At 68.8% G+C, this 26827-nt stretch carries 26 protein-coding genes; 10 read left to right on the top strand and 16 right to left on the bottom strand.

What is annotated here, in order from left to right; all coding sequences use genetic code 11:
* Positions 1–18: 18 nt before the first annotated feature.
* The 6 genes from WBG06_RS15875 to WBG06_RS15850 all read right to left on the bottom strand — a co-directional run bounded on the left by WBG06_RS15875 (position 19) and on the right by WBG06_RS15850 (position 4668).
* A complete protein-coding gene (locus WBG06_RS15875; protein WP_336737831.1) occupies positions 19–534 on the bottom strand; it encodes a hypothetical protein in 516 nt (171 codons plus the stop codon).
* Positions 535–589: 55 nt separating this feature from the next.
* On the bottom strand, positions 590–1318 hold the full coding sequence (locus WBG06_RS15870) for a class I SAM-dependent methyltransferase (protein WP_336737830.1): 729 nt from the start codon (positions 1316–1318) through the stop codon (positions 590–592).
* Positions 1319–1407: 89 nt separating this feature from the next.
* Positions 1408–1989, bottom strand: coding sequence for a hypothetical protein (locus WBG06_RS15865; protein ID WP_336737829.1), 582 nt, complete (start codon positions 1987–1989; stop codon positions 1408–1410).
* Between the two features lie 150 nt (positions 1990–2139).
* On the bottom strand, positions 2140–3189 hold the full coding sequence (locus tag WBG06_RS15860) for a ferredoxin--NADP reductase (protein ID WP_336737828.1): 1050 nt from the start codon (positions 3187–3189) through the stop codon (positions 2140–2142).
* The gene (locus WBG06_RS15855) at positions 3179–3484 is read right to left on the bottom strand and encodes a hypothetical protein (RefSeq protein ID WP_336737827.1); all 306 of its coding nucleotides are present in this window, start codon (positions 3482–3484) and stop codon (positions 3179–3181) included. The genes WBG06_RS15860 and WBG06_RS15855 overlap by 11 nt, the downstream gene beginning before the upstream one ends.
* Positions 3484–4668: a Rieske 2Fe-2S domain-containing protein gene (locus WBG06_RS15850; protein WP_336737826.1), complete on the bottom strand. Its 1185-nt coding sequence runs from the start codon at positions 4666–4668 to the stop codon at positions 3484–3486. The genes WBG06_RS15855 and WBG06_RS15850 overlap by 1 nt, the downstream gene beginning before the upstream one ends.
* Positions 4669–4755: 87 nt before the next feature.
* On the opposite strand from WBG06_RS15850, the gene WBG06_RS15845 reads away from it, so the two are divergent.
* Positions 4756–5958, top strand: a complete 1203-nt coding sequence (locus WBG06_RS15845; protein WP_336737825.1) for an acyl-CoA dehydrogenase family protein — start codon at positions 4756–4758, stop codon at positions 5956–5958.
* Between the two features lie 23 nt (positions 5959–5981).
* Positions 5982–7058 (top strand): acyl-CoA dehydrogenase family protein, encoded by a 1077-nt coding sequence (locus WBG06_RS15840; protein WP_336737824.1) that lies wholly within the window; start codon positions 5982–5984, stop codon positions 7056–7058.
* A gap of 649 nt (positions 7059–7707) precedes the next feature.
* Here WBG06_RS15840 and WBG06_RS15835 read toward each other — a convergent pair.
* Positions 7708–8115, bottom strand: a complete 408-nt coding sequence (locus WBG06_RS15835; RefSeq protein ID WP_336737822.1) for a hypothetical protein — start codon at positions 8113–8115, stop codon at positions 7708–7710.
* A 1615-nt stretch (positions 8116–9730) separates the two neighbouring features.
* Between WBG06_RS15835 and WBG06_RS15830 the strand changes: the two genes are divergently transcribed.
* A complete protein-coding gene (locus WBG06_RS15830) occupies positions 9731–10453 on the top strand; it encodes a hypothetical protein (protein ID WP_336737820.1) in 723 nt (240 codons plus the stop codon).
* Positions 10454–10486: 33 nt separating this feature from the next.
* Complete coding sequence (locus WBG06_RS15825; protein ID WP_336737819.1) at positions 10487–10987, top strand: hypothetical protein; 501 nt, start codon at positions 10487–10489, stop codon at positions 10985–10987.
* Positions 10988–11056: 69 nt separating this feature from the next.
* Here WBG06_RS15825 and WBG06_RS15820 read toward each other — a convergent pair whose 3' ends face one another.
* From WBG06_RS15820 to WBG06_RS15810, 3 genes are all read right to left on the bottom strand, one after another.
* A complete protein-coding gene (locus WBG06_RS15820) occupies positions 11057–11884 on the bottom strand; it encodes an alpha/beta fold hydrolase (RefSeq protein ID WP_336737817.1) in 828 nt (275 codons plus the stop codon).
* A gap of 172 nt (positions 11885–12056) precedes the next feature.
* Positions 12057–13181 carry an NAD(P)H-dependent flavin oxidoreductase gene (locus WBG06_RS15815; protein ID WP_336737815.1) on the bottom strand — a complete coding sequence of 375 codons (1125 nt, stop codon included), beginning with the start codon at positions 13179–13181 and terminating at the stop codon, positions 12057–12059.
* Positions 13178–14827 (bottom strand): acyl-CoA synthetase, encoded by a 1650-nt coding sequence (locus WBG06_RS15810; protein ID WP_336737814.1) that lies wholly within the window; start codon positions 14825–14827, stop codon positions 13178–13180. Before WBG06_RS15810 ends, WBG06_RS15815 begins: the two co-directional genes overlap by 4 nt.
* A 48-nt stretch (positions 14828–14875) precedes the next feature.
* Between WBG06_RS15810 and WBG06_RS15805 the strand changes: the two genes are divergently transcribed.
* Positions 14876–15691: a crotonase/enoyl-CoA hydratase family protein gene (locus tag WBG06_RS15805; RefSeq protein WP_336737813.1), complete on the top strand. Its 816-nt coding sequence runs from the start codon at positions 14876–14878 to the stop codon at positions 15689–15691.
* Here WBG06_RS15805 and WBG06_RS15800 read toward each other — a convergent pair.
* The gene (locus tag WBG06_RS15800) at positions 15678–16295 is read right to left on the bottom strand and encodes a cytochrome b (RefSeq protein WP_336737812.1); all 618 of its coding nucleotides are present in this window, start codon (positions 16293–16295) and stop codon (positions 15678–15680) included. The genes WBG06_RS15805 and WBG06_RS15800 overlap by 14 nt on opposite strands.
* Positions 16296–16433: 138 nt before the next feature.
* Here WBG06_RS15800 and WBG06_RS15795 point away from each other — a divergent pair, with 138 nt between their 5' ends.
* Complete coding sequence (locus WBG06_RS15795) at positions 16434–17021, top strand: dihydrofolate reductase family protein (protein ID WP_336737811.1); 588 nt, start codon at positions 16434–16436, stop codon at positions 17019–17021.
* On the opposite strand, the gene fadD8 is transcribed toward WBG06_RS15795, so the two are convergent.
* The 5 genes from fadD8 to WBG06_RS15770 form a co-directional block, all read right to left on the bottom strand.
* Complete coding sequence (gene fadD8, locus WBG06_RS15790) at positions 17012–18595, bottom strand: fatty-acid--CoA ligase FadD8 (RefSeq protein WP_336737810.1); 1584 nt, start codon at positions 18593–18595, stop codon at positions 17012–17014. The genes WBG06_RS15795 and fadD8 overlap by 10 nt on opposite strands.
* 67 nt (positions 18596–18662) lie before the next feature.
* Positions 18663–19379, bottom strand: coding sequence for a PaaI family thioesterase (locus WBG06_RS15785; protein ID WP_336737809.1), 717 nt, complete (start codon positions 19377–19379; stop codon positions 18663–18665).
* A 27-nt stretch (positions 19380–19406) separates the two neighbouring features.
* Positions 19407–20633 carry an NADH:flavin oxidoreductase gene (locus WBG06_RS15780; protein ID WP_336737808.1) on the bottom strand — a complete coding sequence of 409 codons (1227 nt, stop codon included), beginning with the start codon at positions 20631–20633 and terminating at the stop codon, positions 19407–19409.
* Positions 20630–21487 carry an SDR family oxidoreductase gene (locus tag WBG06_RS15775; RefSeq protein WP_336737807.1) on the bottom strand — a complete coding sequence of 286 codons (858 nt, stop codon included), beginning with the start codon at positions 21485–21487 and terminating at the stop codon, positions 20630–20632. Before WBG06_RS15775 ends, WBG06_RS15780 begins: the two co-directional genes overlap by 4 nt.
* Before the next feature lie 31 nt (positions 21488–21518).
* Entirely contained in the window at positions 21519–22562 is a 1044-nt protein-coding gene (locus WBG06_RS15770; RefSeq protein WP_336737806.1) for an LLM class F420-dependent oxidoreductase, read from the bottom strand.
* 150 nt (positions 22563–22712) lie between these two features.
* Between WBG06_RS15770 and WBG06_RS15765 the strand changes: the two genes are divergently transcribed.
* Genes WBG06_RS15765 through WBG06_RS15750 form a run of 4 tightly spaced genes read left to right on the top strand, consistent with a single transcriptional unit; the run spans position 22713 to position 26782 of the window.
* Positions 22713–23675 carry a Zn-ribbon domain-containing OB-fold protein gene (locus tag WBG06_RS15765; RefSeq protein WP_336737805.1) on the top strand — a complete coding sequence of 321 codons (963 nt, stop codon included), beginning with the start codon at positions 22713–22715 and terminating at the stop codon, positions 23673–23675.
* Positions 23676–23685: 10 nt separating this feature from the next.
* Positions 23686–24756 (top strand): thiolase domain-containing protein, encoded by a 1071-nt coding sequence (locus tag WBG06_RS15760; RefSeq protein WP_336737804.1) that lies wholly within the window; start codon positions 23686–23688, stop codon positions 24754–24756.
* Positions 24753–25916: a thiolase domain-containing protein gene (locus tag WBG06_RS15755; protein WP_336737802.1), complete on the top strand. Its 1164-nt coding sequence runs from the start codon at positions 24753–24755 to the stop codon at positions 25914–25916. Before WBG06_RS15760 ends, WBG06_RS15755 begins: the two co-directional genes overlap by 4 nt.
* Before the next feature lie 59 nt (positions 25917–25975).
* A complete protein-coding gene (locus WBG06_RS15750; protein ID WP_336737801.1) occupies positions 25976–26782 on the top strand; it encodes an enoyl-CoA hydratase in 807 nt (268 codons plus the stop codon).
* Positions 26783–26827: the final 45 nt, after the last annotated feature.

Genomic DNA, 26827 nt, shown 5'->3' with positions numbered 1-26827 from the left:
CCGGCCCGAGAGCCGTCCTCAGGAGGCCGAGTGGTCCACCGTCGCGGCGAGGACCCAGAGACCGAGCGCGGTCGGCGCCAATGTCGTCCAGGTCGCTGCCAGCTCGGACTCTCCCGAGGACAGGCCGAGCCCGACCAGCGTCACCACCGGCGCGAGCGCGGTCACCGTCGAGACCGCCGTCCAGAATCGTCGCGGTTTCGCGGACAGCGGGATCAGCACCGACAGCACACCCAGCACCATCACCAGGCAGAGGGCCAGCGTGAGCATCAGTCCGGCGAACACCACGACGTGAGACGTGTGGCTCCCGAAGTCGGCGTCCGGGTTGCTGACCAGCAGCTTCCCGTAGGCCAGCCCGGACCAGATCGCTTTGACCGACCGATGGTCGTGCCCCGTCGAGTCGTCGATGCTGATCAGCACCGGAGCCGTCAGGGATACGACCAGCAGGATCAACGCCCCGACAGCCTGCGTCGCACGCAGACGATGATCCTGCGTCGCCACCACGTGCTGGAGGGCCGGGTCGTTCGTGTTGGTCACCCGGCAAAGTTAGCCCGCCGAACGAGACCCGGCCGGGTGCGACGACGGCGAGTCCTCAGCCGTCCGCACGAGCAAGGAAGACATGCTCCTTGCCGGGGCGGTCGGGCGCATCACGTACGTCGCGCACGGTGAAGCCGTGGGCGAGCAGGTCGCGCTCGATCTCTTCGCGCGCTCGGAAACGAAGGGTGGAGGTCGAGGTCAAGATGTCGCCATCGAGCGTCGTCGAGCCTTCGAAGGTGACGAGCGGGAGGTCGACAGTCGTGACGGTGCGGGTGACGACTGCGGTGCGGCCGTCGGGGAGATCGACCGTCGTCGGCCGAAGATCCCAGCTCTCCCAGGCGCGTACCTCCGGCCTGCGGGTCTCGAAGACGAACCAGCCGCCGGGGCGGAGCGCAGAATGAACAGCGGTCAGCGTGTCCGACCAGTCTTCGTCCTCGACGAAGACCTGCGCGACGTTGCCCGTCATCACGACCAGGTCGGCGCCGCTCGCGCCGCCGACAACCGCCGTCGCGTCGCCGTTGATCCACGTGACACGGTCGGCGTGCGGCTTGCTGCGAGCGACGTCCAGCGATGCCGCCGCCGGGTCGACACCGACGACAACCAACCCTTCACCGGCCAACCGAACGGCGAGCGAGCCGGTGCCGCAGCCGAGATCGATGACATGCCGGGCACCGACCTCGCGGACGATCGCGACATAGGCGTCCAGGTCGGAGCGATCGTCGTCGAAGACGTCGTAGAGCACCGCCTGCCTGGGGTCCGCGAACGCGGCATCGGGTTCTCGCATCGCAGATGAACCTAGCGAGGGCACCGGAGCTCGTGCACCTCGTTATCTCCTGGGACGCACGGCTCCGAGCAGGACGCTCATGTGGTCGCTCAGCCGAGGCCCGGGCGGGCGTGGAGCGCGCCACCGGACTCGTAGAGCAGACCCTTGTCCTTGATGAGCTGACCGGCGGCGGCCAGGATCGGGCTGTCACCGACGGCGGAGCCGGCCATCGAGACGATCGCCTCGAACATCTTGACCGCTGCATCGTCGACGGCAGGCCAGTTCCACTCCGACGGAGCGGCGCCGATCGGCTCGACGGCATGCCATCGGGCCGCGCGAGCCTCTGCCATCGTGGTCAGCGTGCTCCACCCGAGGCCGCCGAGACCGACGACCCCACCGAAGTTGAGGCCGATCAGACCCCAGCCGTTGCACTGGTACTCGTAGGCCGACGGACCGAACTCGGCCTCGTCCAGCTCGACCCGGGTGATCACCGGCTCGGGGCCGGTGTTGGGGGCGTAGAGCTTGAACGCGGGCCGCGCGGCGAGCAGCGAGGCCGACGCCGTCGTGGTGATCTCGCTCAACGGCTGGCCGGGCGCCGAATAGGCGTCGAAGACCCGGAAACCGAGGTCGAGGGCATAGCCGACGACGAAGCGACGGTCGTCCTGAGCGGCGTAGAAGTTGCGATTGAACACGGTGGGGGGAAACCTCGCTTGAGCCCACCGATCAGCCGATCTCGTTCACTACGGATGACTCGGTGGGATGTGATTCGGGCAGCGCGACACTATCGCGCCAGATGCCTCGACCTGACAACCGGTTGGTGATCTGTGTCTCTCGCGAGTCCCTCAGGAGTAGGTGCCGCGGACGACGTCGGTGGTGGGCAGGGACTGGCAGCCCAACCGGATCCCGTCGTCGAGGTCCTCCTGCTCGAGCACGTCGTTGCGCACCATCTTCACCTCACCCTCGAGCAGCCGGAACGCGCACGCGGAGCACTCGCCCTCCCGGCACGAGTAGGGCGCCTTGACCCCCTTGGCCTCGAGGAAGTCGAGCATCGGGGTGCCCGGGTCCCAGTCGTCGTACGTCGTCGTGGCCCCGTCGAGCTCGATCTCCAGCGTGGCGGGCTGCTTGGGTCCGTCCTCCACGACCTCGGCCTGCGCATCCTTGATCGGGACGGACTCGCCGAACGGGTTGCCGCCCAACGAGGCGAACTTCTCCTGGTGCCGCCGTGCCCGCGGGAACTCCAGCTCCTTGAGCGCCGAGATCGTCGCCTTCATGAACGGAGCAGGGCCACAGACGAACGCGTCGTACGTCAGCCGGTCGGCCGCGAACGCCTTGAGCTGTTCCTGCGTGGGAAGGCCCTGGACGGACTCGAGCCAGTGGACGACCTGGAGCCGGTCGGGATGCTCCGCGGCGAGCCGCGCCCATTCCTCGGCGAAGATCACCGAGCGCTCGTCGCGGTTGGCGTAGAAGACCACGATCCGGCCGGTGCCCTCGCGGAGCGCCGTACGGGCGATCGAGATGATCGGGGTGACGCCCGAACCGCCGGCGAAGAGCAGGAAGTCGGCGTCGATGTCGGCCGGCGTGAAGATCCCGCTCGGCGGGAGCACCCGCAGCGTGTCACCGGGGCGGAGGTTGTCACAGATCCAGTTCGACGCGTAGCCGTCCACGGTGCGCTTCACGGTCACCGTGAGCGGGTCACCCGGAGCGCTGGAGAGCGAGTAGCAGCGGGCAGCGAGTCCGTCCCGCTCGCTCGGCACCGCGACGGTGAGGAACTGTCCGGGCTTCGGCTGGAACGCGTGCCCCACGTCCTCGGGGAGCTCGAAGACGATCGAGCGTGCCTCCGAGGTCTCCTCGACCACGTCGAGGACAGGAAGCAGAAACGAGTCAGTAGCCATCCTCGGCTCCGATCTGGATCCGGCCGTCGGCGACGGCCGCGTCGATGGACGCGGCCAGACGAGGGCAGCGGGCATGGGCGAGCCGCTCACCGTTGGCGGCGGCCTTGCGGCGTACGAGATCCGGGCACTGGGCCTGCGCCTCGGCCGTCCACTGGACCGAGGTCTGGTGCTCGCTGTTCTTCTTCACCCCGACGTGGGCGAGGCAGTCGAGACACTCCACCTCGACCAGACGAGCCTGGGTGTAGAGCCGCTGGTCCTCGATGGTCTCCGGTGACGTCGGGACGAACGAGGCCATCAACTGACCCCTGCGTCGCTCGACTCGGTGCTGTCGGCCTTCTCGGCGTCGGCCTTCTCGGCCTCGATCCGGCGAAGGTTCTCAGCGACCTCCTCGTGCCAGAACTCGTTGGCCTTGGTGGTGTCGACCTCGAACTCGAAGCGGGCCCGCATCTCGGGCTCGATGTCGGCGACGTCGACGTAGAACTGCTCGTACCAGCGGCGCAGCTGGTAGACCGGGCCGTCCTCCTCGCACAGCAGCGGGTTCTGCACCGGCGCCTTGTTCTCCCAGATCGCCACGTCCTGGAGGAAGCCGTCGCCGAACATGTCGGCGTACTTCTTGCCGATGAAGTTGGCGGTCTTGTCGTCGAGACCCTCGGGCTTCTTGACGACGATGCCGTACTGCAGCAGGAAGGAGTCAGGCCCGGTCGGGATGTGCGAGTTGATCAGGATCACCTCGGTCACGAAGCCCTTGTAGTCGACCTCGAGCCAGTTGATCATGTACGCCGGGCCGTAGTAGGTCGCCTCGGACTTGAGGAACATGTCGGCGTCGCCATAACCGCCGGCGACGTCGGGGCGCCCCTTGGAGGCCATGTACTGCGTCGCGGTGTGGTCCTCGAAGACGTTGCGGAAGTCGGTCGGGAAGGCGAAGTGCACGTAGTAGAAGTGCGCCATGTCGACCACGTTGTCGATCAGCTCGCGGCAGTGACTGCCCTTGATCGGGACGGTGTTCCAGATCCAGTCGGTGTAGACGTCACGGTTGCTGATGTCGGGCAGCTCCGGCGGCAGGATGTCGTAGTCGGGCTTCGACCCCTCGGGGTCGTGCCAGATCAGCAGCGCGTCGTTGCGGATCACGGTCTCGTACGCCTTGGTGCGGGCGCGCAGCGGGACGCGGCGGGCGTAGGGGATCTGCTTGCATCGGCCGTCGGCGCCCCAGCGCCAGTCGTGGAACGGGCAGCCGACCTCGTCGCCCTTCACGGTGCCCTGGGTGAGGTCGCCACCCATGTGGCGGCAGTAACCGTCGAGCACGCCCAGCTCGCCCTTGGAATTCTCCCAGACGACCAGCTTGCCGCCGAACGCCTCGACGGCGTGGGGCTTGCCGTCCTTGAACTGGCTGGCCATGCCCAGACAGTGCCAACCGCGCGCGAAGCGCTCCGGCTGGGAGCCGTGATCGAGCGTGCGGGTCTGGGTGGTGGGGTCGGCCATGGTTGTACCTTCCGCTGTGGTCTTTCCGAGCTGTGCCTCTACGAGCTGCACCTGTTCAAAACGTAGAACCTGTTCTAGTTTTATCACATGCATGTGGCCTTGACACCCGCCCAGGAGCAACTTCGCTCAGAGCTCAACTCGTATTTCGCCCAGTTGGTCACGCCGGAGCGCCGCGCCGCGCTCGCCCGGGCCTCGGGCGAGTTCGGGGACGAGGCCGACAAGGAGGTCTATCTCTCGACAATCCGGCAGATCGGCGCCGACGGCTGGCTCGGGATCGGCTGGCCGAAGGAGTACGGCGGCCAGGACCGCTCGATGGTGGAGCAGCTGATCTTCACCGATGCCGCCGCCGTAGCGGGGGTGCCGATCCCCTATCTCACGCTCAACACGGTGGGACCGACGATCATGCGGTTCGGTACGCCGGAGCAGAAGGACTACTTCCTGCCGAAGATCCTCGCCGGGGAGCTGCACTTCTCGATCGGGTACTCCGAGCCGGGATCGGGGACCGACCTCGCCTCGCTGCAGACTCGTGCAGTTCTCGACGAAGGCACCGGCGAGTGGGTGATCAACGGCCAGAAGATGTGGACCTCGCTGATCCAGTATGCGGACTGGATCTGGCTCGCGTGCCGGACCGAGCCAGAAGCGTCACGGCACAAGGGGCTCTCGATGATCCTGGTGCCGACGTCTGCCGAGGGGTTCTCCTACACCCCGGTCCAGACCGTGGCCGGCGTCGGCACCTCGGCGACCTACTACTCCGACGTACGCGTGCCCGCGTCGAATCTCGTCTCGGAGCGCGGCGGGGGCTGGGCGCTGATGACCAACCAGCTGAACCACGAGCGGGTCGCGCTCACCTCGGCGGCTCCGCTCGTGCACTCGCTCGGGCTCGTGACGGAGTGGGCGCAGACCACCACGGTCCCCGACGGCAGCCGGGTGATCGACGCCGAGTGGGTCCAGCTCGCACTGGGTCGCGCGCACGCCCGCATCGAGGCACTCTCGCTGGTCAACTGGAAGCTCGCCTCCGACGCCGACCACGGGGTCGCCCTCTCGCCCGCCGAGGCGTCGGCCACGAAGGTCTACGGCTCGGAGCTGGCCACCGAGGTCTACCGGACACTCATGGAGATCGTCGGTCCGCACGCGGGCCTCACCGCCGACTCGCCCGGCGCCGTGCTGGCCGGCCGCCTCGAGCGCTTCCATCGCTCGTCTCTGGTGATGACGTTCGGCGGCGGCACCAACGAGATCCAACGAGACATCATCGGCTACGTGGGCCTCGGCCTCCCCGCCGCCAAGCGCTGACCATCCGACACCGAGGACACCTCATGGACTTCTCTTTCACCACTGAATCCGACGAAGCCGCTGAGCTCGCGGCCAAGATCATCGGCGACGCCACCTCGCTCGATCAGCTGCGTACGGTCGAGGCGGAGGCCGGCGACCGCGGCCGGTTCGATGCCGCCCTCTGGTCCGCCCTCGGCGAGGCCGGGCTGCTGGGACTTCACCTGCCCGAGGCGTACGACGGGGCCGGGCTCGGGCTCGTCGAGCTGTGCCGGGTGCTGGTCGAGGCCGGACGGCGGGTCGCGCCGGTGCCGCTCGCGGTGCACGGACCGTGCGGGCTGCTGCTCGCCGAAGCCGCTCCTGATGCCTTGGCGGGCGTCGCCGACGGCTCCCGGGTGCTTGCGGCCGCGGTCGCGGAGGAACACTCGCACCTGCCCGACTCCCCCACCGTCATCGCCGCCGACGAGGCGATCTCTGGTGTCAAGACACTGGTCAGAGCCGGAATGATCGCCGACGCCTTCCTGGTCACGGCATCGTCAGCCGACGGCACCGCTGGGGTCTACCTGGTCGATGCCTCGGCGACGGGCGTCGACCGTCACGCCCAGCACACCAGTGACGGCGACGTCACCGCCCTCGTCTCGTTCGCATCCGCCCCGGCCCGGCGGATCGGCGACGCCGCTGCCGCAGCCCGTCTCGGGGACCTGCTCACCGTCGCCGCGTCCGCCGAGCTGCTGGGGATCACCGAGGGCGCCCTCGAGCTCACCTCGTCCTACGCCAAGACCCGCGAGCAGTTCGGCCGCGCCATCGGCACCTTCCAGGCTGTCTCGCAGCGCCTGGCCGACGGGTTCATCGACGTACTCGCCCAGAGGCTCACCCTCTGGCAGGCCGCCTGGCGGGTCTCCTCCGGGCTCCCTGCCGCCGACCAGGTCGCCGTCGCCAAGCTCTGGGCCGCGGACGCCGCCCACCGCCTCGCCCACACCACCGTCCATGTCCATGGTGGTGTCGGCATCGACCTCGACGGTGAGGCCCATCGCTACTTCACCACTGCCAAGCGCTTCGAGTTCGTCTTCGGAGGCGCGTCCGAGCAGGCGCTGAAGATCGGGCGCGCGTACGCAGCGTCCTGACCTCAGCGCGACTTCGAGGGGCTCCGGTGCAGGCTGGGGCCCCTCTTCTCGTGGCCGTTGTTGGTGCTGTATCGCGGCAAACAACGAGGATGTGCGATAGCGCTTTGATCTGTGGAGAGTTTCTTCGCAGCGATCGAATAGTCGTGGTTGAACGTCAGCGAACATCGGGTGCGGAGGCGGGCGGCTGCCGTCATCGGCCGCAACCGTGACCACAGGTCTCATCGCGCCTGCCGAGGAGTTCCGCAGCGACCGGCCCCACACATCTCCTGAGCACCGAAACACCGGGGTGCCATTGCGCCAGCGATCGCCGGCGTCCTCATGCCATTGGCCAACGGGCGATCGACGACGGGGACGCCAGCCTGACCGACGCGGGCAACGAGGTTCGCCTCGACCCGACTGCAATGACCGTCTTCGCCATCGGAATGCTGCTGATCGCGGTCGCCGTCTGGCACTCCGGCTCCCTCCCCCGCTGGATCGCTGTCCGCTTGCCGCCATCTTGGTCACCATGCTCGCGCAGTACTTCCTGCCGCACGGGTCGCGGATCGCCTGAGGCGCACCGTCGTAGCATCATTTCGAAGGGGCAAAGATCTGGCCATCCGGCAAGAAAAGCACCGGACGGCCAGATCATTAGTTTTGCCTACAACTGAACTCAGTGGTCGTTGTAGTAGGAGGTATTGATGACGCTACCGGAAGGGCAGCCAGTACCGGTACAACCGAACACATGCCAGTGGATCCTACGGTTTTCCGGCAGGTTGTGGTAGAAGGTGATGCAGTTTCCCGAACCGCTGACCGAACGAACATAGCCGGTTGTTGAGCCCGCCGCTTCAATCTGAATCTTTGCAGCGCGACCGTTCGCCTTCGTGTCGCACAACTTGAACTTGTCACCAGCCTCCCACGCGTAACCAACTGCGCCGACGACAGTGATCTTGTGGTACGACGAGGTGTTGTATACCGCTGCGTTCGCCGAACTAGTGCTCATCATCACCAGTGACATTCCCCCAAAAACGGCTGCCAGCGCCAGAATCCAGCGCCGCACCGAGATGTACAGCCTCTCCATCACTACTCCTATACCGTTTGGGACATCTACAAAATAGAGGTCAAAGAGTCCTTCGAAGGAAACCCTACTAGATGCCCTCCGTTGCACTGGCAGAAGGGAAATGAGCATCTGGTAGAGCCGGTACATACTCATTCTCTCGGTCCTGTCGGAAGACGTCGTGTAGCTGGCTCGGCGTGATGCCACGGATCTTGTCCGTATCGGAAGGAGAACCACCTCGTGGAGCGAGACAGTGGGGAGTCTCGTTGCGGCGTCGCGGCCGTCGACGCACCGAGCAGGACAAGGCCCCGTTGGTGCCTGTCCCGGCCAATGAGGAGGTCCCGGCGGAGTTATCGAAGGGTGGGCCACGCTGGCTGGTCGAATGGTCGGACAAGAGGCTGGCCTGACCGGGAACGGTTTCTGCTGACGCAGGTGACGCAGCCCGTCCTCCAGCCGCGCTCGAGGCTGAGGGGTCGCATCATCTCAGCTGCGCCAAGCACGAGCCAACCGGGGCGTAACAGCGGCAACTGACGGAACGGGTCAAGCCCGAAGCGGGTGCGGACGAAGGTCGGCGAGGTAAATCTGCAGGTCGCGCACGTTCGAGAGGGACCTGCTATCCGCAGATCGTGCCCAAGCACCAGCGCCGGCTGACCTGGTTCGACGACGCGGTCGTCTCGCCGTAGGCGAACAAGATGACTACCGAAGGCGTGGTCGCGCACCCGGTCCCTGGACCGAGCTCGAGTTCACTGAGTTCACCGAGTGAGGGGAGAACACCTACCCCTCCCTGATCCGGTCCTGGCGCGAGACTTGGGAGCAGTTCACCCCGTTCCTCGACCTCCCCGTCAAGGTCCGCAAACTGGGCGAAGAATACCTCAGTGTGAACTGAACACGAGCAGGCCGATGATCAGTCCACAACGTTCCTGATTCTCGCGCCGGCGGACAACCCATCAATGCTTCTCTCAGCTCGGCGAACTCCGATCGAACATCGACGCAAGCCACGGCATGCGAGACATCGCTAGCCGCGAAAGGGCACGATTAAGCGGCGCGCGACGACCGCGAAAGTGATCGCGCCGATTGCGCGACCGTCGTGCTTGTGGCGGTTGCGGAATTGGCGCGACGATCGCGCGGGCGCTACCCGAGCTCGGCTGTGTGGTCGTCGTCCCAGACGCACTCAAGCGTTGCGCAGAGACCGTGGCCTCGTCCCTCGTGTTGATGCCGCGGGTCTCGATGTCACCGAAGAATGGCAACGGAAGGCTGTCATAGCCGCGACGAATCGCCGCCGTCCCCGCATCGCACCTCGCGCGGGAAGGAGATGAAGCGCTGGCCACGAACCTCACTGGTCAGTTTCTCGGGTGCAAGACTGTCGCTCCTGTCATGAAGCGCGGCGATGCTGCCCATCGAGTCCCGCACGATCTCGCGCAGGAACGCGATTCCACTTTTTGTGGCGGCCGTCTGTGCTGTATCGCGGCAAGCAACGAGGGTGTGCGATAGCGCTGCGGCCTATTCGCTGAGCACGCGGTCCGTTCGGATCGGCCTTGGACGAGTGCTGACCAAAATCACGTGCGGCACGCGTGAATGCATGTCATCATCGCTCGCAATTGAGAGCACTGCTCTCTCGCCCTTACCGAGGAGTTCCGCAGTGACCATCCCCCACAACTCCCCCGACCGCCGCACCCAGATGGGCGCCGTCGCGTTTGCGATCGCCGGCGTCCTCTTCGCCGTCTACGAGATCGTTGCCCCACGCGCTGACGAGACCACTCTCGACGGAGCTACGGCGTGGGCCTCCGCCGGCTGGACCATCGCCCATCTCAGCGCCATCGTCGGCCTCATTCTCATCCCGCTCGGCTACGGCGCGATCCGTGGCTTCCTCGACGGCACGCCACCGGAGAGGACCGCATATCTCGCGGCCGTCATCGGCTACATCGGCTCCGGTCTGACCATCTCCTACTACGGTGCCGAGGTCTACGGTCTCAAGGCAATCGGCGAGCGCGCCCTGGCCGACGGCGACCCGAGTCTGACCGACGTGGGCAACGATTTCCGCCTCGAGCCGACCGCGATGACCGTCTTCGCTGTCGGACTACTGCTCATCGCCGTCGCCGCGGTGCTCGCCTCGATCGCCGTCTGGCGCTCGGGCTCCTTGCCCCGCTGGAGTGCCGTCCCGCTGGCCGCTCTCCTGGCCACGATGCTCCCCCAGTACTTCCTCCCGCAGCCGGCGCGAGTCGTCTGGGGCGTACTCGTCGCCGTCGCGGCCCTGTGGCTTGCCGTAGCGCTCTGGCGTGCTTCGAGGGTTCGCTCGGCACGCGGCGGTGTTCGCCGGGTCGATGGCCGGCTGCGCCAGCAGACCCGCGTGCTCGACTCTTGACCTTCAGGTCGCTCGAAGCCCCAGCATCGGCGCATGACCGTGACACCTGCAGCTGACCCGACGATGGACGCCATCACATCCGCCGTGGCCCTTGGCCACCAGGGCGAGACCTCCCGAGCACGACAGGACCTGCTCGCCGTCTGGGACGGTCTCGGGGTGCTGGGCGATCCGCTTCACCGGTGCACGCTCGCCCACTACCTGGCCGACCTGTGTCCCGATCCGGCGGAGGCACTCATCTGGGACGTACGCGCCCTCGACGCCGCAGGCGCCCTCACCGACGAGCGCGCCGGCGAGCACCATGCGGGCCTCGACGTCGCCGGGTTCTATCCGAGCCTGCACCTCAACATCGCCGACAACCTGCGTCGCCTGGGCTCCTTCGAGACTGCCGCCGAGCAGATCGGTAGGGCGGAAGAGCGGGTGGCCGCGTTGCCGGAAGGCCCGTACGGCGACATGATCCGCACCGCGATCCGTGGTGTTCGCGACGCGATCACGGCTCGCGACACCACGCCCCGATCGACCTCCCCAGCGCCGTGACGCCGGACTGAGCACCAGTCCGGGGACGGTCGCTGCCGGCCGGACCCGGCCGCCGCGGCGGCCGACGGATCACGACCGACTCGACCTGGCGATGGTCGAGAGGATCGCGTCGGCCGCCGCCTGCGGCGCTGTGGTGGGGATCCAGTGGCTGACCCCGGCCAGCTCGATGAGCTCATAGGAACCGGTGACGAAGTCCTCGTTGCCCTCCAGGGCCGTCCGGCCGATCGCGACGTCACCATCGCTCCACAGCATCGTCGTCGGGACCGGGACCGGGCCGACGCGCGGCGCCAGGGGCAGGGCGCGATACCAGCCCAGTCCGCCCGGCAGCGCACCGTAGTCGACGATCTCCTCGCGGAAGCGCTGGACGTCTTCGTCGTTCCAACCGCTCCCCCGCATCATCCGCTCCATCCGGCCGTCTCGGCCCGAGACCAGCTCAGGAAGGAGCGGGATGTTGAAGTAGAGCATGTAGGCGGACTTCCGACGCTGCGGCCCTTTCATCGACCGCGCGAACGGGACCGGGTGCGGCACCGACATCGCGGTCCAGCTGCGGATCAGGTCGGGCCGCGTGGCGGCCACTCCCCAGCCGACCGCGCTCCCCCAGTCGTGCCCGGCGAGATGGACGGGACGACCGATCTCGTCGATCAGCGCGACCACGTCCTCGACCAGCTGACCGGCACCGTAGCCGAGACGGGTACGCGGCCGGGCACCCGGCGAATACCCGCGCTGGTCCGGGGCGATGGTCCGGAAGCCCGCCTCGTGCAGGATCGGCGACACCTCACGCCAGCAGCTGGCCCGCTCCGGGAAGCCATGCAGGAGCACGACCGGGTCGCCATCGGCGGGGCCTGAGTCGATCACGTCGAAGGTCAGCCCGTCACGTACGTAGCTCGAGATCGTCACCCGCCCATCCTGTCAGGACGCACTCCTCTTCGAGGCCGGGTTGCGGTGTGCGGTAGAGGCGCCGGCGACCAGCGTGTGCGATAGTGCGCAGACGTATGACTGGCGCACATGCGGACATGCGACGAGGCGCCGGCTCGGATGACCGAGCCGGCGCCTCTGGTGGTTCTACGGCCTAGCCCTCGGAGATGGCGTCCAGTCGCTTGACCGTGGCCTCGAACTCGGCGATCAGATCCGCCATGACCTCGGCGACGGAACGCACCTCGTTCATGCGTCCGACGATCTGTCCGACCGGCATCGCGACGACGTCGGGGTCGCCGGCGGCGTTGATGCGGTTGTGGGCGTCGGAGACGAGCAGGTTCTGCAACGGCATCGGCAGCGGCGCGGGCGACCCGTCGGCCTCCCAGGCGTCGGTCCACTTCGACTTCAGCAGTCGGGCGGGCTTGCCGGTGTAGATCCGCATCCGGCGGGTGTCGGCGGAGGTGGCGCGAGTGAAGGCGGTCTCCCAGCCGGCGTGGGTGTTGAGGTTGCGGTATTCCGACGTCCCGAGCCAGATGGACCCGGTCCACACCCCCTGCGCGCCGAGGGCGAGGGATGCGGCGATCTGGCGACCCGAGCCGATCCCGCCCGCACCCAGGACCGGCACGTCCGGCCCGACCGCGTCGACGATGTCGGGCTGGAGCACCATCGAAGCGATCTCGCCGGTGTGCCCACCGGCCTCGTAGCCCTGGGCGACGATGATGTCGACACCGTTGGAGACATGCGAGACCGCGTGCTTCGGAGCGCCCGCGAGCGCGGCCACCTTGATCCCGTGCTCGTGCGCCTTCTCGATCACGTCGTTGGGCGGCGTGCCGAGCGCGTTGGCGATCAGCACCGGCCGGTGCTGCAGCGCGACGTCGACGTGCGAGCGCGCGGTCGAGTGCAGCCAGCCGAGCACGCCCTCGCGCCCCTCGCCCTCGGGCAGCGGCGGCACGCCCAGGGAGAGCAGCGTCTTGTCGACCCACTCGGTGTGCTCCGCCGGGATGTAGGCGGACAGGTCGGTCGAGGTGCCCTCGGTCGGCACCTTCATCGGCATCACGACGTCGACGCCGTAGGGCTTGCCGTCGGTGTTCTCGTCCATCCAGGTGAGGGTGCGGTCGAGCTCCTCGGCGTCGTTGAAGCGTACGCAACCCAGCACGCCCAGCCCGCCGGCCTTGGAGACCTCCGCGGCCACGTGCTCGGAGGGGGTGAAGGCGAAGATCGGATAATCGATTCCGAATGCCTCGCACAGTGCCGTATGGATCGAGCTCCGCCGGATCATGCTGTTGCTCCTTCGGAGTCCTGCTCGGTCGCGGTCGCTTGGCTGGCCAAGGCGATCTCCTTGGCCTTCGGGTACTGGGCCTTGCCGGTGGCGTTGCGGGGCACCTCGTCGACGATGGTCAGCGCTCGGGGCAGCTTGTAGCCGGACAGGTGCGCCCGCAGGAACGTACGCAGCCCCTCGAGCTCGATGGTCGCACCCGGCCGCGGCTCCACGACGGCGGCCACCGCCTGGCCGTAGCGCTCGTCCGGGATGCCGACGACCAGCGTGTCGTAGACGTCGGGGTGCGCCTTGATGGCGGCTTCGACCTCCTCGGGGTAGACCTTCTCGCCACCGGTGTTGATGCAGTTCGAGCCCCGGCCGAGGAGCGTGAGGCGGTTGCCCTCCTCGATCCGAGCGTTGTCGCCCGGGATCGCGTAGCGCTCGCCGTCGATCTCGACGAAGGTCTTCGCGGACTTCTCCGGGTCCTTGTAGTAGCCGACCGGCACGTGGCCCTTGCGAGCGGTGCGGCCGATCTTGCCGACGTCCTTGGCGAGGTCGAGGGGGTGCCCGTCGTCACCGATCACGGCGGTGTGCGGGCCTGCGGTCACCACCGGACCGTCGGTCGAGAGCGCCGAGGCGTCCTGCAGACCCGTGCCCTGGAACCCGGTCTCCGTCGACCCCACGGAGTCGGTGAAGACCGCGTTCGGGAACGCCTTCATCCAGCGCTCCTTGACCGACTTGGAGAAGATGGCGGCGCTGGAGGCGATGGCGAACAGCGACTGCCCGTCGAAGCCGCCGGCCTCGTAGGCGTCGATGAGCGGCACCGCCATGGCGTCGCCGGTCATGAACATCATCTGGACCTTCTCGCGGTCGACGATCTCCCAGGTGCGTACCGGGTCGAACTTGGGCTCCAGGATCGTCACCTGGCCGGCGAAGAGGTGCATGAGCAGCGAGGCCTGGGCACCGCCGTGCATCAGCGGGCTGAGCGGCAGCGTGATGAGCCCGTCGCCCGCGGCCTGCTTGGACTGGTCGTACTCCTCGAGCGGCACACCGGTCATGAAGTCGATGCCGCCGCCGAGCACGCGCCAGAAGTCCTCGTGGCGCCACATCACGCCCTTGGGGAAACCGGTGGTGCCGCCGGTGTAGATCACGTGGATGTCGTCGGGGCTGCGCTCGCCGAAGTCGCGGGCGTCGGACTGCCCGGCCTGGGCCTCCTCCAGGGTGACGCCGCCGAACGCGCTCAGGTCGGATTCGTCGTCGGGCTCGAGCGGGTTGGGGACCGCGACGAACGTCGTCAGGCTCTCGACCTTCGGGGCGACCTCGGCAACCAGGGGTGCATAGACGCGGTCGTGCACCAGGGCTTTGAGGTCGGCGTTGCCGAAAAGGTATTCCAGCTCGCCGGCGACGTAGCGGAAGTTCACGTTGATCGCCACGGCCCGGATCTTCAGGATCGCGAGCAGGGCGACGACGTGCTCCACGGAGTTCTTGGAGTAGAGACCGACGTGATCGCCCTTCCCGATCCCTTGGCCGGCCAGATAGTGGGCCAGCTTGTTGGACTCACGCTCGAGCTCTGCGTAGGTCACTTTGCGGTCGCCGACTTGGACGGACACCTTCTCAGGCGCGGCGTCGACGGCGTGTTCGAAGAGGTCAGCAAGGTTCAGCGCCATGACTGCGAGACTAGAACACGTTTCAGTTTTCCGCTAGGGTCTGGTGTTATGCCGATCACAGAATCTTCTGCTGACACCGCCGCCGCGCCGCACGCGATCGTCGAGCAGGACGGCCACAAGCTCGTCGTCACGATGAACCGCCCCGAGCGCCGCAACGCGCTCTCTTCCGAGATGCTGCGGATCATGGAGGACGCCTGGGACCGGGTGAACGCCGATCCGGAGATCCGGGTCTGCATCCTGACCGGTGCCGGCGGCTACTTCTGCGCCGGCATGGACCTGAAGACGGCCGACGAGAAGCCGCCCTCGGAGTCCTTCGACGAGGGATTCGACCCGACCGTGCTCAAGGGGCTCCTGAAGGGCTTCCGGCTCACCAAGCCGCTGATCGCCGCGGTCGAGGGTCCCGCCATCGCCGGCGGCACCGAGATCCTGCAGGGCACCGACATCCGGGTCGCCGGCGAGTCGGCCAAGTTCGGCGTCGCCGAGGCCCGGTGGTCGCTCTACCCGATGGGCGGCTCCGCGGTCCGCCTCCCCCGGCAGATCCCCTACACCGTCGCCGCCGAGCTGCTGCTCACCGGACGTACGCTGAAGGCTCCCGAGGCCAAGGAGCTCGGCCTGATCGGCCACGTCGTCCCCGACGGCACGGCGCTCGAGAAGGCCCACGAGCTCGCCGACATGATCGCGGCCAACGGGCCGCTCGCGGTCCAGGCGATCCTGCGTACGATGCGGGAGTCCGAGGGCAAGCACGAGGACGAGTGCTGGGCCGACGACGCCAAGGTCGGCGCTGCCGTCTTCGCCTCCGAGGACGCCAAGGAGGGCCCGAAGGCCTTCCTGGAGAAGCGGAAGCCGGAGTTCAAGGGGCGCTGACGCTGCTCCAGCCCGGCAACATCCGGGGAAGCAGCCCACGGCCCAGCACGAGCAGCAGGTGCGCGCCGAGCGCGACGAAGAACGCGATGTGGGCCGCCACGTGCAGCGCGACCAGGTCGTCGGAGACAGCGACCAGCGCCAGGCCGGTGAGCGGGACGACGAACATCAGCGTCAGCAGCGCCCGCTCGGTGACGTGGGCGACACGGCGGTCCGTCCCGGACAGGCGGGGCGACCACGGGGGCAGCGGGGCGATCATGCGCCAGCCGACTCGGAGGCCGCCGAGCAGCAGGATCGCCAGACCGAGCAGGACGTGCAGCTCAGGAAGGCTGATGCCGTCGACGCCGATACCGCCTCCCCACACGTCGGACCAGGCGGCGTCGAGCGGGTCGGCATCCCGGGCCTCGCAGGCGTCCTCGAGCCGATCCAGACGCTCCTCCTCGGCGTCGGACGTGTCGCCACCGCTACGGTCCTCCCCCGGCGGGTCGCAGTCGGCGTCGGTCGACATCGCGTAGCCGACCACGAACTGCAGCACGAACGCGGCAACGGTCAACCAGTGCAGGGTCTTGGTGACGAACCCGTAGCCCGTTGCCGCCGCGTCTGACATCGCAGCCAGGGTAGCGAGCCAGCCGGGTGGCCGACGGCCGATCACGGGAAACTCCCGCCCCTGGTGTCGGATCGCCGGGACTCCGATCGTGGCGTTGGTGAGCGCCGCCCGGCGCACGACCACCACCAGGAGGACCCCATGTCCGATCCCACACGCACGCAACGCACGCCCATCCGGCTCTCGATGTCCATGACGCTGGACGGGTTCGTCACCGGACCCGACGACCGCCACGGCCAGGGGCTCGGGCGCGGCGGCGGCCGGATATTCGACTGGCTCGACGACCGGAACGATGCCGGGGTGAACGGTGACGTCTACCGCGAGTACCTCGCCACGGGCGCGCTCATCTCAGGACGGCGTACCTATGAGCTCGCCGATCGCTGGGGCGGCGACCATCACGACGGCGTGCCGATCCACGTGCTCACCCACCATCCCGACGACGACCCGCCGGGAAGCGCCCGCTACTTCACCGACGTCGACCGGTGCGCCGAGGAGGCCCGTGCGGCGGCCGGAGACAAGGTCGTCATGGCTCACGGTGCCGGTCTCGCTCAGGCGCTTCTCGGCGCCGCCCAGCTCGACGAGATCGAGATCCATCTCGTGCCGGTGCTCCTCGGCGCGGGCCGGCGGCTCTTCCCCGACGGGGGCGTCGGGCCCATCGAGCTCGAGCTGATCCGGCGCCTCGACGGACGCGGGGTGACCCACCTCCGCTACGCGGTGCGCTACTCCTGAGCCGCGTAGCGGGCTCGTAGTGCCTTCTTGTCGGGCTTCCCGAGTGCGGTCATCGGGATCGCGTCGATCTCGATGACCGACTTCGGGGCCTGGACCGAGCCCTTTCGCTCCTTGACCAGGGCCTGGATCTCGGCGACGACCTCGTCGGAGAGAGCCGCCCCGGGGCGCGGGACCACGACTGCGGTGACGGCCTCGCCGAACTTCTCGTGCGGGGTGCCGATCACAGCCACCTGGGCGACAGCGGGGTGGGTCGCGATGACGTCCTCGACCTCGCGGGGGAAGACGTTGAACCCGCCGGTGACGATCATGTCCTTGGTGCGGTCGACGATGTACCAGAAGCCGTCCTCGTCCTCGCGGGCGACGTCGCCGGTGTGCATCCAGCCGTCCCGGAACGTCTCTGCGGTGACGTCCGGCAGCTGCCAGTAGCCGCCGGAGAGCAGCGGGCCGGCGACGCAGATCTCGCCCGGCTCACCTGGAGCGACCGGAGCGCCGTCGGGACCGATCAGCGCGGTACGCACCAAGGCGGACGGGCGGCCGCAGGAGGTCAGCCGGTGGGTGAGCGGCTTGCCGTCGGCGTCGACATGGTCGCCCTTGGCGAAGTAGGTGATCGCCATCGGCGCCTCGGACTGGCCGTAGTACTGCGCGAAGATCGGCCCGAACCGCTCGATCGCCTCGGCCAGGCGCACCGGGTTGATCGCGGAGGCGCCGTAGTAGACGGTCTCCAGCGAGGACAGGTCGCGGGTGCGGGAGTCCGGATGGTCGAGGAGCGCGTAGAGCATCGTCGGGACCACCATGAGCGACGAGATCCGCTCCCGCTCGATGGTCTCCAGCACCTCGGCCGGGTCGAACTTCGGCAGCACGAACAGCGTCCCGCCCTTGATCACGACCGGGACGAAGAACGCGGCGCCGGCGTGCGAGAGCGGCGTGCACATCAGGAACCGCGGCGCCTCGGGCCACTCCCACTCGGAGAGCTGCACCTGCGTCATCGTCGCGAACGACCCGGCGAGCCCGATCACGCCCTTCGGCTTCCCGGTGGTGCCACCGGTGTAGGTGATCGAGGTGACGTGGTCCGGCGGGAGCAGGCGCGCCGTCAGCGGCTCGACCGGGTATGTCGCCGCGGCCGCGACGAGGTCGACCCCCACCTCGGCCAGCTGAGGCGGCACCGGCCCGATGGTGAGCACCTGCTTCAGCTCCGGGCACAGCTCGAGGAGCTCGACGGCACGGTCGGCGAAGTAGGGATCGATGACGATGCCGGTGATCCCCGCGTCGTTGATGACGTACGCCTGGTCCTCGGCGCTCCCCAGCGGGTGCAGCGCCGTGCGCTGGAATCCCTGGGTCTGGCCGGCGCCGAGGATGAAGAGCACCTCGGGACGGTTGAGCGCGAGCAGCGCGGTCGCCGTGCCGGTGCCGGCACCGAGCGCCTCGAACGCCTGGACGTACTGACTGATCCGCGCGGACACCTCCGCCCCGGTCAGGCTCACGTCTCCGAGATGAATGATCGGGCGGTCCTTGTGGCGCTCCAGCGCCGAGACCATCAGATGACCGTTGTGGGGACCGATGCGGCTGGTATCCATGTCCGCACCCTACCGTGAAACTAGAACGTGTTCTAGCCCTCTGCCGGCCCGCGTCGCCGATGCCGCATCAGGCGTCTCCGACGTGCTCCCGGTCAGCAGCAGCCATCGCCTCGCGTGCCCATCGCGGCAGGATGAAGATCCCCTCGGCCTCGACGCACAGCACCGGCTCCGACCCGTCCGTCGGCCGGGTGAGCAGCCGACCGCGGACGATCGCCTTCACTCCCTCGGTCGACGCGATCCTCGCCTCACCGCGCAGCGGACCCAGTGGCGTACCGTGCTTGTAGACGATCGTCAGGGTGCCGGTCATGCCGGGCCGGCCGCCCGCCGAGGCGGCCTCGCCGAGCAGCTGGTCCAGGATCAGTGCCGAGACGCCGCCGTGGACGAGCCCCGGAGGGCCCTCGTAGGCCGGCCCGAGCTCGAACTCGGCCCAGACGTCCTCGCCGTCGCGCTGGACCTCCAGCGGCGGGGCGAACGCGTTGCCCTTCCCGACCACCGGGTTGCCGTAGTTGCGGAAGCCGCCGTCGGACCCGAACCGGACACCGTGCGGGCCCGGCAACGCCTCGGCGAGCAGCTCGTCGGTCAGCGCCTCGACCCGGCTGCGTACGTCGTCGAGGGCCGAGTCCGCGACCTGGGTGCGAACGACGGCGTCGACGAGCCTGCGCACCGAGTCGGTCAGCGGGACCAGGCTGGCCTCCCGCTCCTTGATCTCCGCCTCGGTCATGTCGTCATGGACGTATCCGGCCGGAGCCTGCGGGTGGTGGGCGCGTCCGTAGTGCATCGACATCTGATGGTCCTCGTGTTCAGGGTCGGCTCAGTGGGCCGGGGGAAGCAGGATGGGGTGAGCTTCACCGTAGACGTGCTCGGTATCGAGGTGGCAGTGGGTCCCCGGGTAGATGGTCGACATGCACAGGTTGCAGTGGGTGCATCCCGACACGGTCGACGGGTCGGCCCGGAGCCGGCTGATCAGATCGGGCTCCCGGAGCAGCGCGCGGGCCATGGCGACGTACTCGAAGCCTTCGTCCATCGCGGTGCGCATCCCGGTCAGGTCGGTGACACCACCGAGGAGCACCAGCGGCATGCTCAGCGCACGGCGGAACTCGCGGGCGTTGTCGAGGAAGTAGAGGGGCTTGTAGGGGTACTCCTTGAAGAAGCCCTTGCCCACCATCCGCATGCCCATCCGGATCACCGGGTGCAGCGGCATGTTGGCGGCCATCTCGCGGTAGGGCGCGTCGCCGCGGAAGAGGTACATCGGGTTCATGAACGAGGAGCCGCCGGTGAGCTCGAGCGCGTCGAGGTGGCCGTCGGACTCGAGCAGGCGCGCGAACTCGACCGACTCGGGCAGGTCGAACCCGCCGCGGTAGCCGTCGCGCATGTTCATCTTGGCGAGCACGGCGACCTGGCCGCCGACCGCCTCTCGGACGGCGGCGAGGATGCGGCGCGGGAACGATGCTCGGTTGGCCAGCGATCCTCCGAACTCATCGGTGCGCGAGTTCAGCCGCGGGCTGAGGAAGGCGCTGGGCAGGTAGTTGTGGCCGAGGTGGACCTCGATCGCATCGAAACCGGTCTCCACGGCCATCCGTGCCGCGGCACCGTGCTGCTCGACCACCCGGGCGAGGTCGGTGGCGGTCGCAGCGCGGTTGAAGGCCATCCCGAGCGCGTTGAACGACCGCGCGGGCGCCAGCGAGGGGGCGCCGTTGGACTTCGCGTTGGCCACCGGGCCGGCATGACCGATCTGGGCCGAGACCTTGGCGCCGGTCTGGTGGATCTCCTCGGTCAGCCTGGTCAGGCCGGGCAGGGCTTCGGGGCGCCAATAGATGCAGTCGGCATGCGTACGTCCCTCCGGGGCCACCGCGAGATAGGCGACCGTGGTCATCCCGACGCCGCCCTCGGCGACCGCGAGGTGGTAGTCGATCAGCCGGTCGGAGACCAGCGCCCCGGGCGAGGCGCCCTCGAAGGTGGCCGCCTTGATCACCCGGTTGCGCAGCGTCACCGGGCCCAGCCTCGCCGGGGCGAGCGGGTCAGTCGAGCTGTCGGTCATCGGCGCGTCCTCCTGAACTCGCGCATCCTGCGCAGATAGCCCCGCAGCCGCCGGCCGGGCACCGGACGCGGCCAGTCGTCGGCGCGGAACCAGGCGTCGGTGCCGCCGTCGACCACGACGACGCTGCCGACCATGAAGTCCGCTGCCGGGCCGAGCATGTGGATCACCCAGTCGGCGAGGAGCCCGGGGTCACCGTAGCCCCCGGCCGGGACCGGGAACGACCGGATCGCCTTCGCCTCCCCCGGCGTCGCCAGCTGCTTCTCCAGGAGCGGCGTGAGCACCGCGCCGGGTGCGATCGCGTTGAGCCGGATCCCGGCCTGCACCCATTCCGGCTCGACCGCGCGGCGCCGCACCCACCGGGTCACCGCGACCTTCGAGGCCCCGTAGGCCATCGCCGGCGCGCCCTTCCCGAAGATCCGGTACGCCTTCACCGCCCGCTCCACGTCGCCGTCGAGCAGGGCTCTGACCGCCCGCGCCGGGATCAGCGGCATCGTGCTGGTCGAGTTGCTGGAGAAGACCACGACCTTCGCGTCTCCGGTGGCGGCGAGCGCTTCGCGCCATCCCTCGAGCAGCTCGACGACGCCGAGGTAGTTCACCCGGGTGATCAGGGCCGGACGTTCGCGTCCCGGTGCCGGGCCGAGCCCCGCCGCCAGGACGGCGCCGTCGAGCCGGCCGCCGACCGCTGCCAGCACCTTCTCGACAGCATCGCGACGGCCCTCCGGTGTGGACAGGTCCGCGACGACATCGGCGTCACGCAGATCGACGGTCACGACCCGGTGCCCGGCGGCGAGGAGCCGTTCGACCACAGCAGCGCCCATCCCCGAGGCGGATCCGGTGACGGCGTAGACCGCCATCAGCAGACCGCCCCGGAGACGCCCGCCGCCATCATCCGAGCACCTCGGCGATGTGGCGGACCTCGGCGGCCGAGCCGAGGCTCAGCAGCAGGGTGGTCACACCGGTCTCCTCCCACTGGGCCACCTTGTCGCGCACCTCGTCCTCGGTGCCGATGATGTGCAGGTCGTCGACGAGCTCGTCAGGGATGAGTGCGGTGGCCTTCTCCTTCTCACCGGTGAGGTAGAGGGCCTGGACCTGGCCGGCGAGCTCGGCGTAGCCCATCCGCTCGAAGACCTGGTTGTGGAAGTTCTGCTCCTTGGCCCCCATCCCGCCCATGTAGAGCGCCGCGAACGGCTTCATCGCGTCGAGCGCCGCCTTCTTCGCCTCCGCATCGGCGACGACCTGGAGGTGGCAGGTCGCAGCGATCTCGAAGTCGTCGGCGGTGCGCCGCGCGCCCGGGCGGGCGAAGCCTTCCGCCAGCCAGTCGGCGTACATCGGGGCGGATCGGGGCGTGTAGAAGATCGGGATCCAGCCATCGGCGATCTCGGCGGTCTGGGCGACGTTCTTGGGGCCTTCCGCGCCGAGCCAGATCGGGATGTCTGCGCGCAACGGGTGCACGATCGGCTTGAGCGGCTTGCCGAGGCCGACCGAGCCCTCGCCGGTGAAGGGCAGCGGGTAGTGCGGCCCGTCGTTGGTCACGGGCGCCTCGCGGGCGAGCACCTTACGAATGATCGAGACGACCTCGCGGGTGCGGGCCAGCGGCTTGCCGAACGGCTGGCCGTACCACCCCTCCACCACCTGCGGGCCGCTCACCCCGAGACCGAGGACGAACCGGCCACCGGAGAGATGGTCGAGGGTCAGCGCGTGCATGGCGATCGAGGTCGGCGTGCGTCCCGACATCTGCACGATCGAGGTGCCGAGGCGGACCCGGGACGTCTCCCGGCCCCACCACGCCAGCGGCGTGAGCGCATCGCTCCCCCAGGCTTCGGCGGTGAAGATCGCGTCGAAACCGGCCTCCTCGGCAGCGGCGACGAGCTCATCGACTCCGGTCGGCGGCTGCGCTCCCCAGTAGCCCAGCTGTAGTCCCAGCTTCACGTGCGATCGACTCCTTCATCCGGCGAACGGGTTGTGGGCAATACTAGAACGTGTTTCACTTTCTGTCATGAACGAGCGCCAGCGAGTGACCGTCACAGCCCTCTTGCCGCCATCTCCGTATCCTGGCGCCTGCGCTACGGAGGTGGCGGCATGAGTCGCACCCTGCAGGCACCCGTGACGGTCGCCTTCGACTACACCAGATCCACAGGCCCGGTCATCGGCCGCTTCCTCACCGGACTGAGGGACGCCACCATCGTCGGCGGACGCCTCAGTGACGGTCGAGTGGCCGTCCCACCACCCGAGTTCGACCCGGTCGGGCATCAGGCCGTGACCGAGTTCGTCGAGCTCCCCGACACCGGCACGGTCACCTCCTGGACCTGGGTCAGCGAGCCCGTCGCCGGCCAGCCGTCCCAGAGCCCCTTCGCGTTCGCGCTGATCACGATCGACGGCGCTGACACGCCCTGGCTGCACGCGATCGAGGCCGACTCCCCCGGAGACATCGAGACCGGCATGAAGGTCCGCGCGAAGTGGGCCGAGGAGCGGACCGGGTCGGTCACCGATCTGGTCTTCGTGCCCGACGACACCGTTGCGGAGACTCGCGACGCCAGCGCGCCGGCCGCCGGCGACGCAGAGCAGGTCGGCCGGATCGTCACCCCGGTCAGTCTCGACTACCACTACGCCGCCTCGCCCGAGGAGTCCTCGTTCTTCCGCGGCCTGGCCGAGGGCCGGATCCTCGGCCAGCGCTGTCCGAAGTGCCAGAAGGTGTACGTCCCGCCGCGCGGTGCCTGCCCGACCGACGGTGTGCCGACCGCGGAGGAGGTCGAGCTCTCCCAGGTCGGCACGGTGACCACCTTCTGCATCGTCAACGTCCCGTTCCTGGGCCAGCGGATCAAGCCGCCGTACGTCTCCGCGTACGTCCTCCTCGACGGTGCCGACATCGCGCTGCAGCACCTGATCCTGGAGATCCCGGCCGAGGAGGTCCGGATGGGCATGCGGGTCAAGGCGGTGTGGAAGCCACGCGACGAGTGGGGCACCAGCATCGAGAACATCAGCCACTTCGCGCCGACCGGTGAGCCGGACGCGGACTTCGACAGCTACAAGCACCACTTGTGAGGAGCGCTCAGTGAGAGACGTTGCCGTCGTCGGGTTCGCCCAGCGACAGATGAAGGACTTCGACGGATCGCCCAGCATGGCGGAGCTGCTGGTGCCGATCCTGGCCGAGTGCTACGAGCAGACCGGCTGGACCAAGAAGGACGTCGGGTTCTGGTGCTCCGGCTCCTCCGACTACCTGGCCGGCCGGTCGTTCTCGTTCGTGAGCGCGATCGACGCGATCGGGGTGCTACCCCCGGTCAACGAGTCGCACGTCGAGATGGACGCCGCCTGGGCGCTCTACGAAGCCTGGGTCAAGATCCAGACCGGCGAGGTCGACACCGCCCTGGTCTTCGGCTTCGGCAAGGCGTCGGCCGGCGTGCTGCGCCGGACGCTGACCTTGCAGCTCGACCCCTACACGATGACGCCGCTGTGGCCCGACACCGTGTCGCTGGCCGCGCTCCAGGCCCGCCTCGGTCTCGACGCCGGCCTCTGGGACGAGGCCGCACTGGCCGAGGTCGTCAACCGGTCGCTGACCGATGCCGAGAAGAACGAGTACGCCGTTCGCGCCGGGGGCTCCTCGGTCGATGAGCTGCTCGCCCGGCCGATGTTCGCCGACCCGCTGCGCAAGCACGACTGCGCGCCGGTGACCGACGGCGCGGCCGCCATCGTGCTCGCCGCCGGCGACCGGGCCCGCGAGGCCCGGGAACGTCCGGCCTGGATCACCGGTCTCGCACACAGCTCCGACGGTCTCCACCTCGGCACCCGCGACCTGACCATCTCCGGGTCCGCCGAGCGCGCGGCCGCCGCGGTGGGCGGAACCGCCGGCGTCCAGGTCGCCGAGCTGCACGCGCCGTTCAGCCACCAGGAGCTCGTCCTGCGCTCCGCGCTCGGGCTGGGTGACGACGTACGGATCAGTCCTTCGGGTGGAGCGCTGGCCGCCAACCCGATGTTCAGCGCCGGAGCGATCCGGATCGGCGAGGCCGCCAAGCGGATCTGGGACGGCAGCGCCGAGAAGGTGCTCGGCCACGCGACCAGCGGCCCCGCGCTGCAGCAGAACCTCGTGTGTGTGATGGAAGCCCAGCAGAACGGGAGAGCCAAGTGAGCAAGATCCCCGCGGCCGTGATCGGGATCGGCCAGACCCACCACCGCGCCAAGCGCGAGGACGTCTCGATGGCCGGGCTGTGCCGTGAGGCGATGGACCGGGCCCTCGAGGACGCCGGGCTGACCCTCGACGAGGTCGACGCGATCGTCATCGGCAAGGCGCCCGACCTGTTCGAGGGCGTGATGATGCCCGAGCTCTACCTCGCCGAGGCGCTGGGAGCGGCCGGCAAGCCGCTGCTCCGGGTGCACACCGCCGGTTCGGTGGGCGGCTCGACCGCGATCGTGGCCTCGTCGCTGGTGCAGGCGGGCGTGCACAAGAAGGTGCTCACGGTCGCCTTCGAGAAGCAGTCGGAGTCCAACGCGATGTGGGCACTCTCGGTGCCCATCCCGTTCGTGATGCCGGTGCACGCCGGCGCGGGCGGCTACTTCGCCCCCCACGTACGCTCCTACATCCGCCGCTCCGAGGCGCCCTCGCACATCGGCGCGATCGTCGCGGCCAAGGACCGCAACAACGCGCTCAAGAACCCCTACGCCCACCTCCACAACGAGGGCACCACGGTCGAGTCCGTGCTCGCGTCGCAGATGCTCTGGGACCCGATCCACTACGACGAGACCTGCCCCTCCTCCGACGGCGCCTGCGCGATGGTGATCGCCGCCGAGGACGTCGCCACGTCGTACGAGGCCCCGGCCTGGATCCACGGCACGGCGATGCGCTCGGAGCCCACCTCGGCCGCCGAGCGAGACCAGGTCAACCCGCAGGCGGGGCGGGACGCCGCGGCAGCGCTGTGGAAGGCGACCGGCATCACCGACCCGGCCCGCGAGATCGACTGCGCCGAGATCTACGTGCCGTTCGCCTGGTTCGAGCCGATGTGGCTCGAGAACCTCGGCTTCGCCGCAGAGGGCGAGGGCTGGAAGCTCACCGAGGCCGGTGAGACCGCTCTCGATGGGAGCCTGCCGATCAACATGAGCGGCGGCGTGCTCTCCTCCAACCCCATCGGCGCCTCCGGCATGCTCCGCTTCGCCGAGGCCGCCCTGCAGGTCCGGGGCCGGGCCGGCGAGCACCAGGTCGATGGTGCCCGCCGTGCGCTCGGGCACGCCTACGGCGGCGGGTCGCAGTTCTTCTCGATGTGGGTCGTGGGTTCACAGCCCCCGACCAACTGACCTCGTCGAGCCGGCTCGTCCAGACGAGCCGGCTCGACGTGTGCTGAAGGAGTTCTGAGATGGCGTATGTCGAGATGGAGCACCCGACTGAGGACGTCGCGGTGGTGCGGCTCAACCGCCCGGAGCGGATGAACTCGATGGCGTTCGACCTGATCGTGCCGCTGGTCGCCCAGCTCAAGGAGATCTCGGCGGCCAACTCGGTGCGTGCGGTGATCCTCACCGGGGCCGGCCACGGATTCTGCTCCGGCGCGGACCAGAGCGGCGAGAAGGGCCGGATGCCGGGGATCGAGGGGCTCACCCCGGTGTCGGTGGCGCTGCGGGCGATGGAGATCCTGGAGGACCTGATCGTCACGCTCCGCACCATGCATCAGCCGGTCATCGCGGCGGTCAACGGCGCCGCGATCGGCGGTGGGCTGTGCCTGGCGCTGGCGTGCGACATCCGGGTGGCCGCCTCGTCGGCGTACTTCCGCGCGGCCGGGATCAACAACGGCCTCACCGCCAGCGAGCTGGGGCTCTCCTACCTGCTCCCCCGTGCTGTCGGCTCCTCCCGTGCCGCGGAGTGGATGCTGACGGGACGCGACATCGACGCCGACGAGGCCGCGCTCGCCGGCCTGGTCTCCCGCGTCGTACCCGACGACGAGCTGATCGAGAGCTGCCTGGAGACCGCGAGCGCCATCACCCGCTGGAGCCGTCCGGGCGTCGAGCTCACGAAGCGTACGCTCATCGACGCGCAGAGCGCTGCGGGCTTCGAGCAGCACATGCACGGCGAGGGCCTCGGCCAGCTCCTGGTCCGTCTCCTCACCGGCAACTTCGAGGAGGCAGTCGCCGCGCGTAAAGAGAAGCGCTCACCACACTTCCGCGACTGACCCGGCGAAACCGGATGCCGGCCTACGGCAGGCGCTAGCGTTGCT

The organism is Nocardioides sp. CCNWLW239 (assembly GCF_037137035.1).
Taxonomy (GTDB): domain Bacteria; phylum Actinomycetota; class Actinomycetes; order Propionibacteriales; family Nocardioidaceae; genus Nocardioides.
This window is presented reverse-complemented; position numbering and strand designations above follow the sequence as displayed.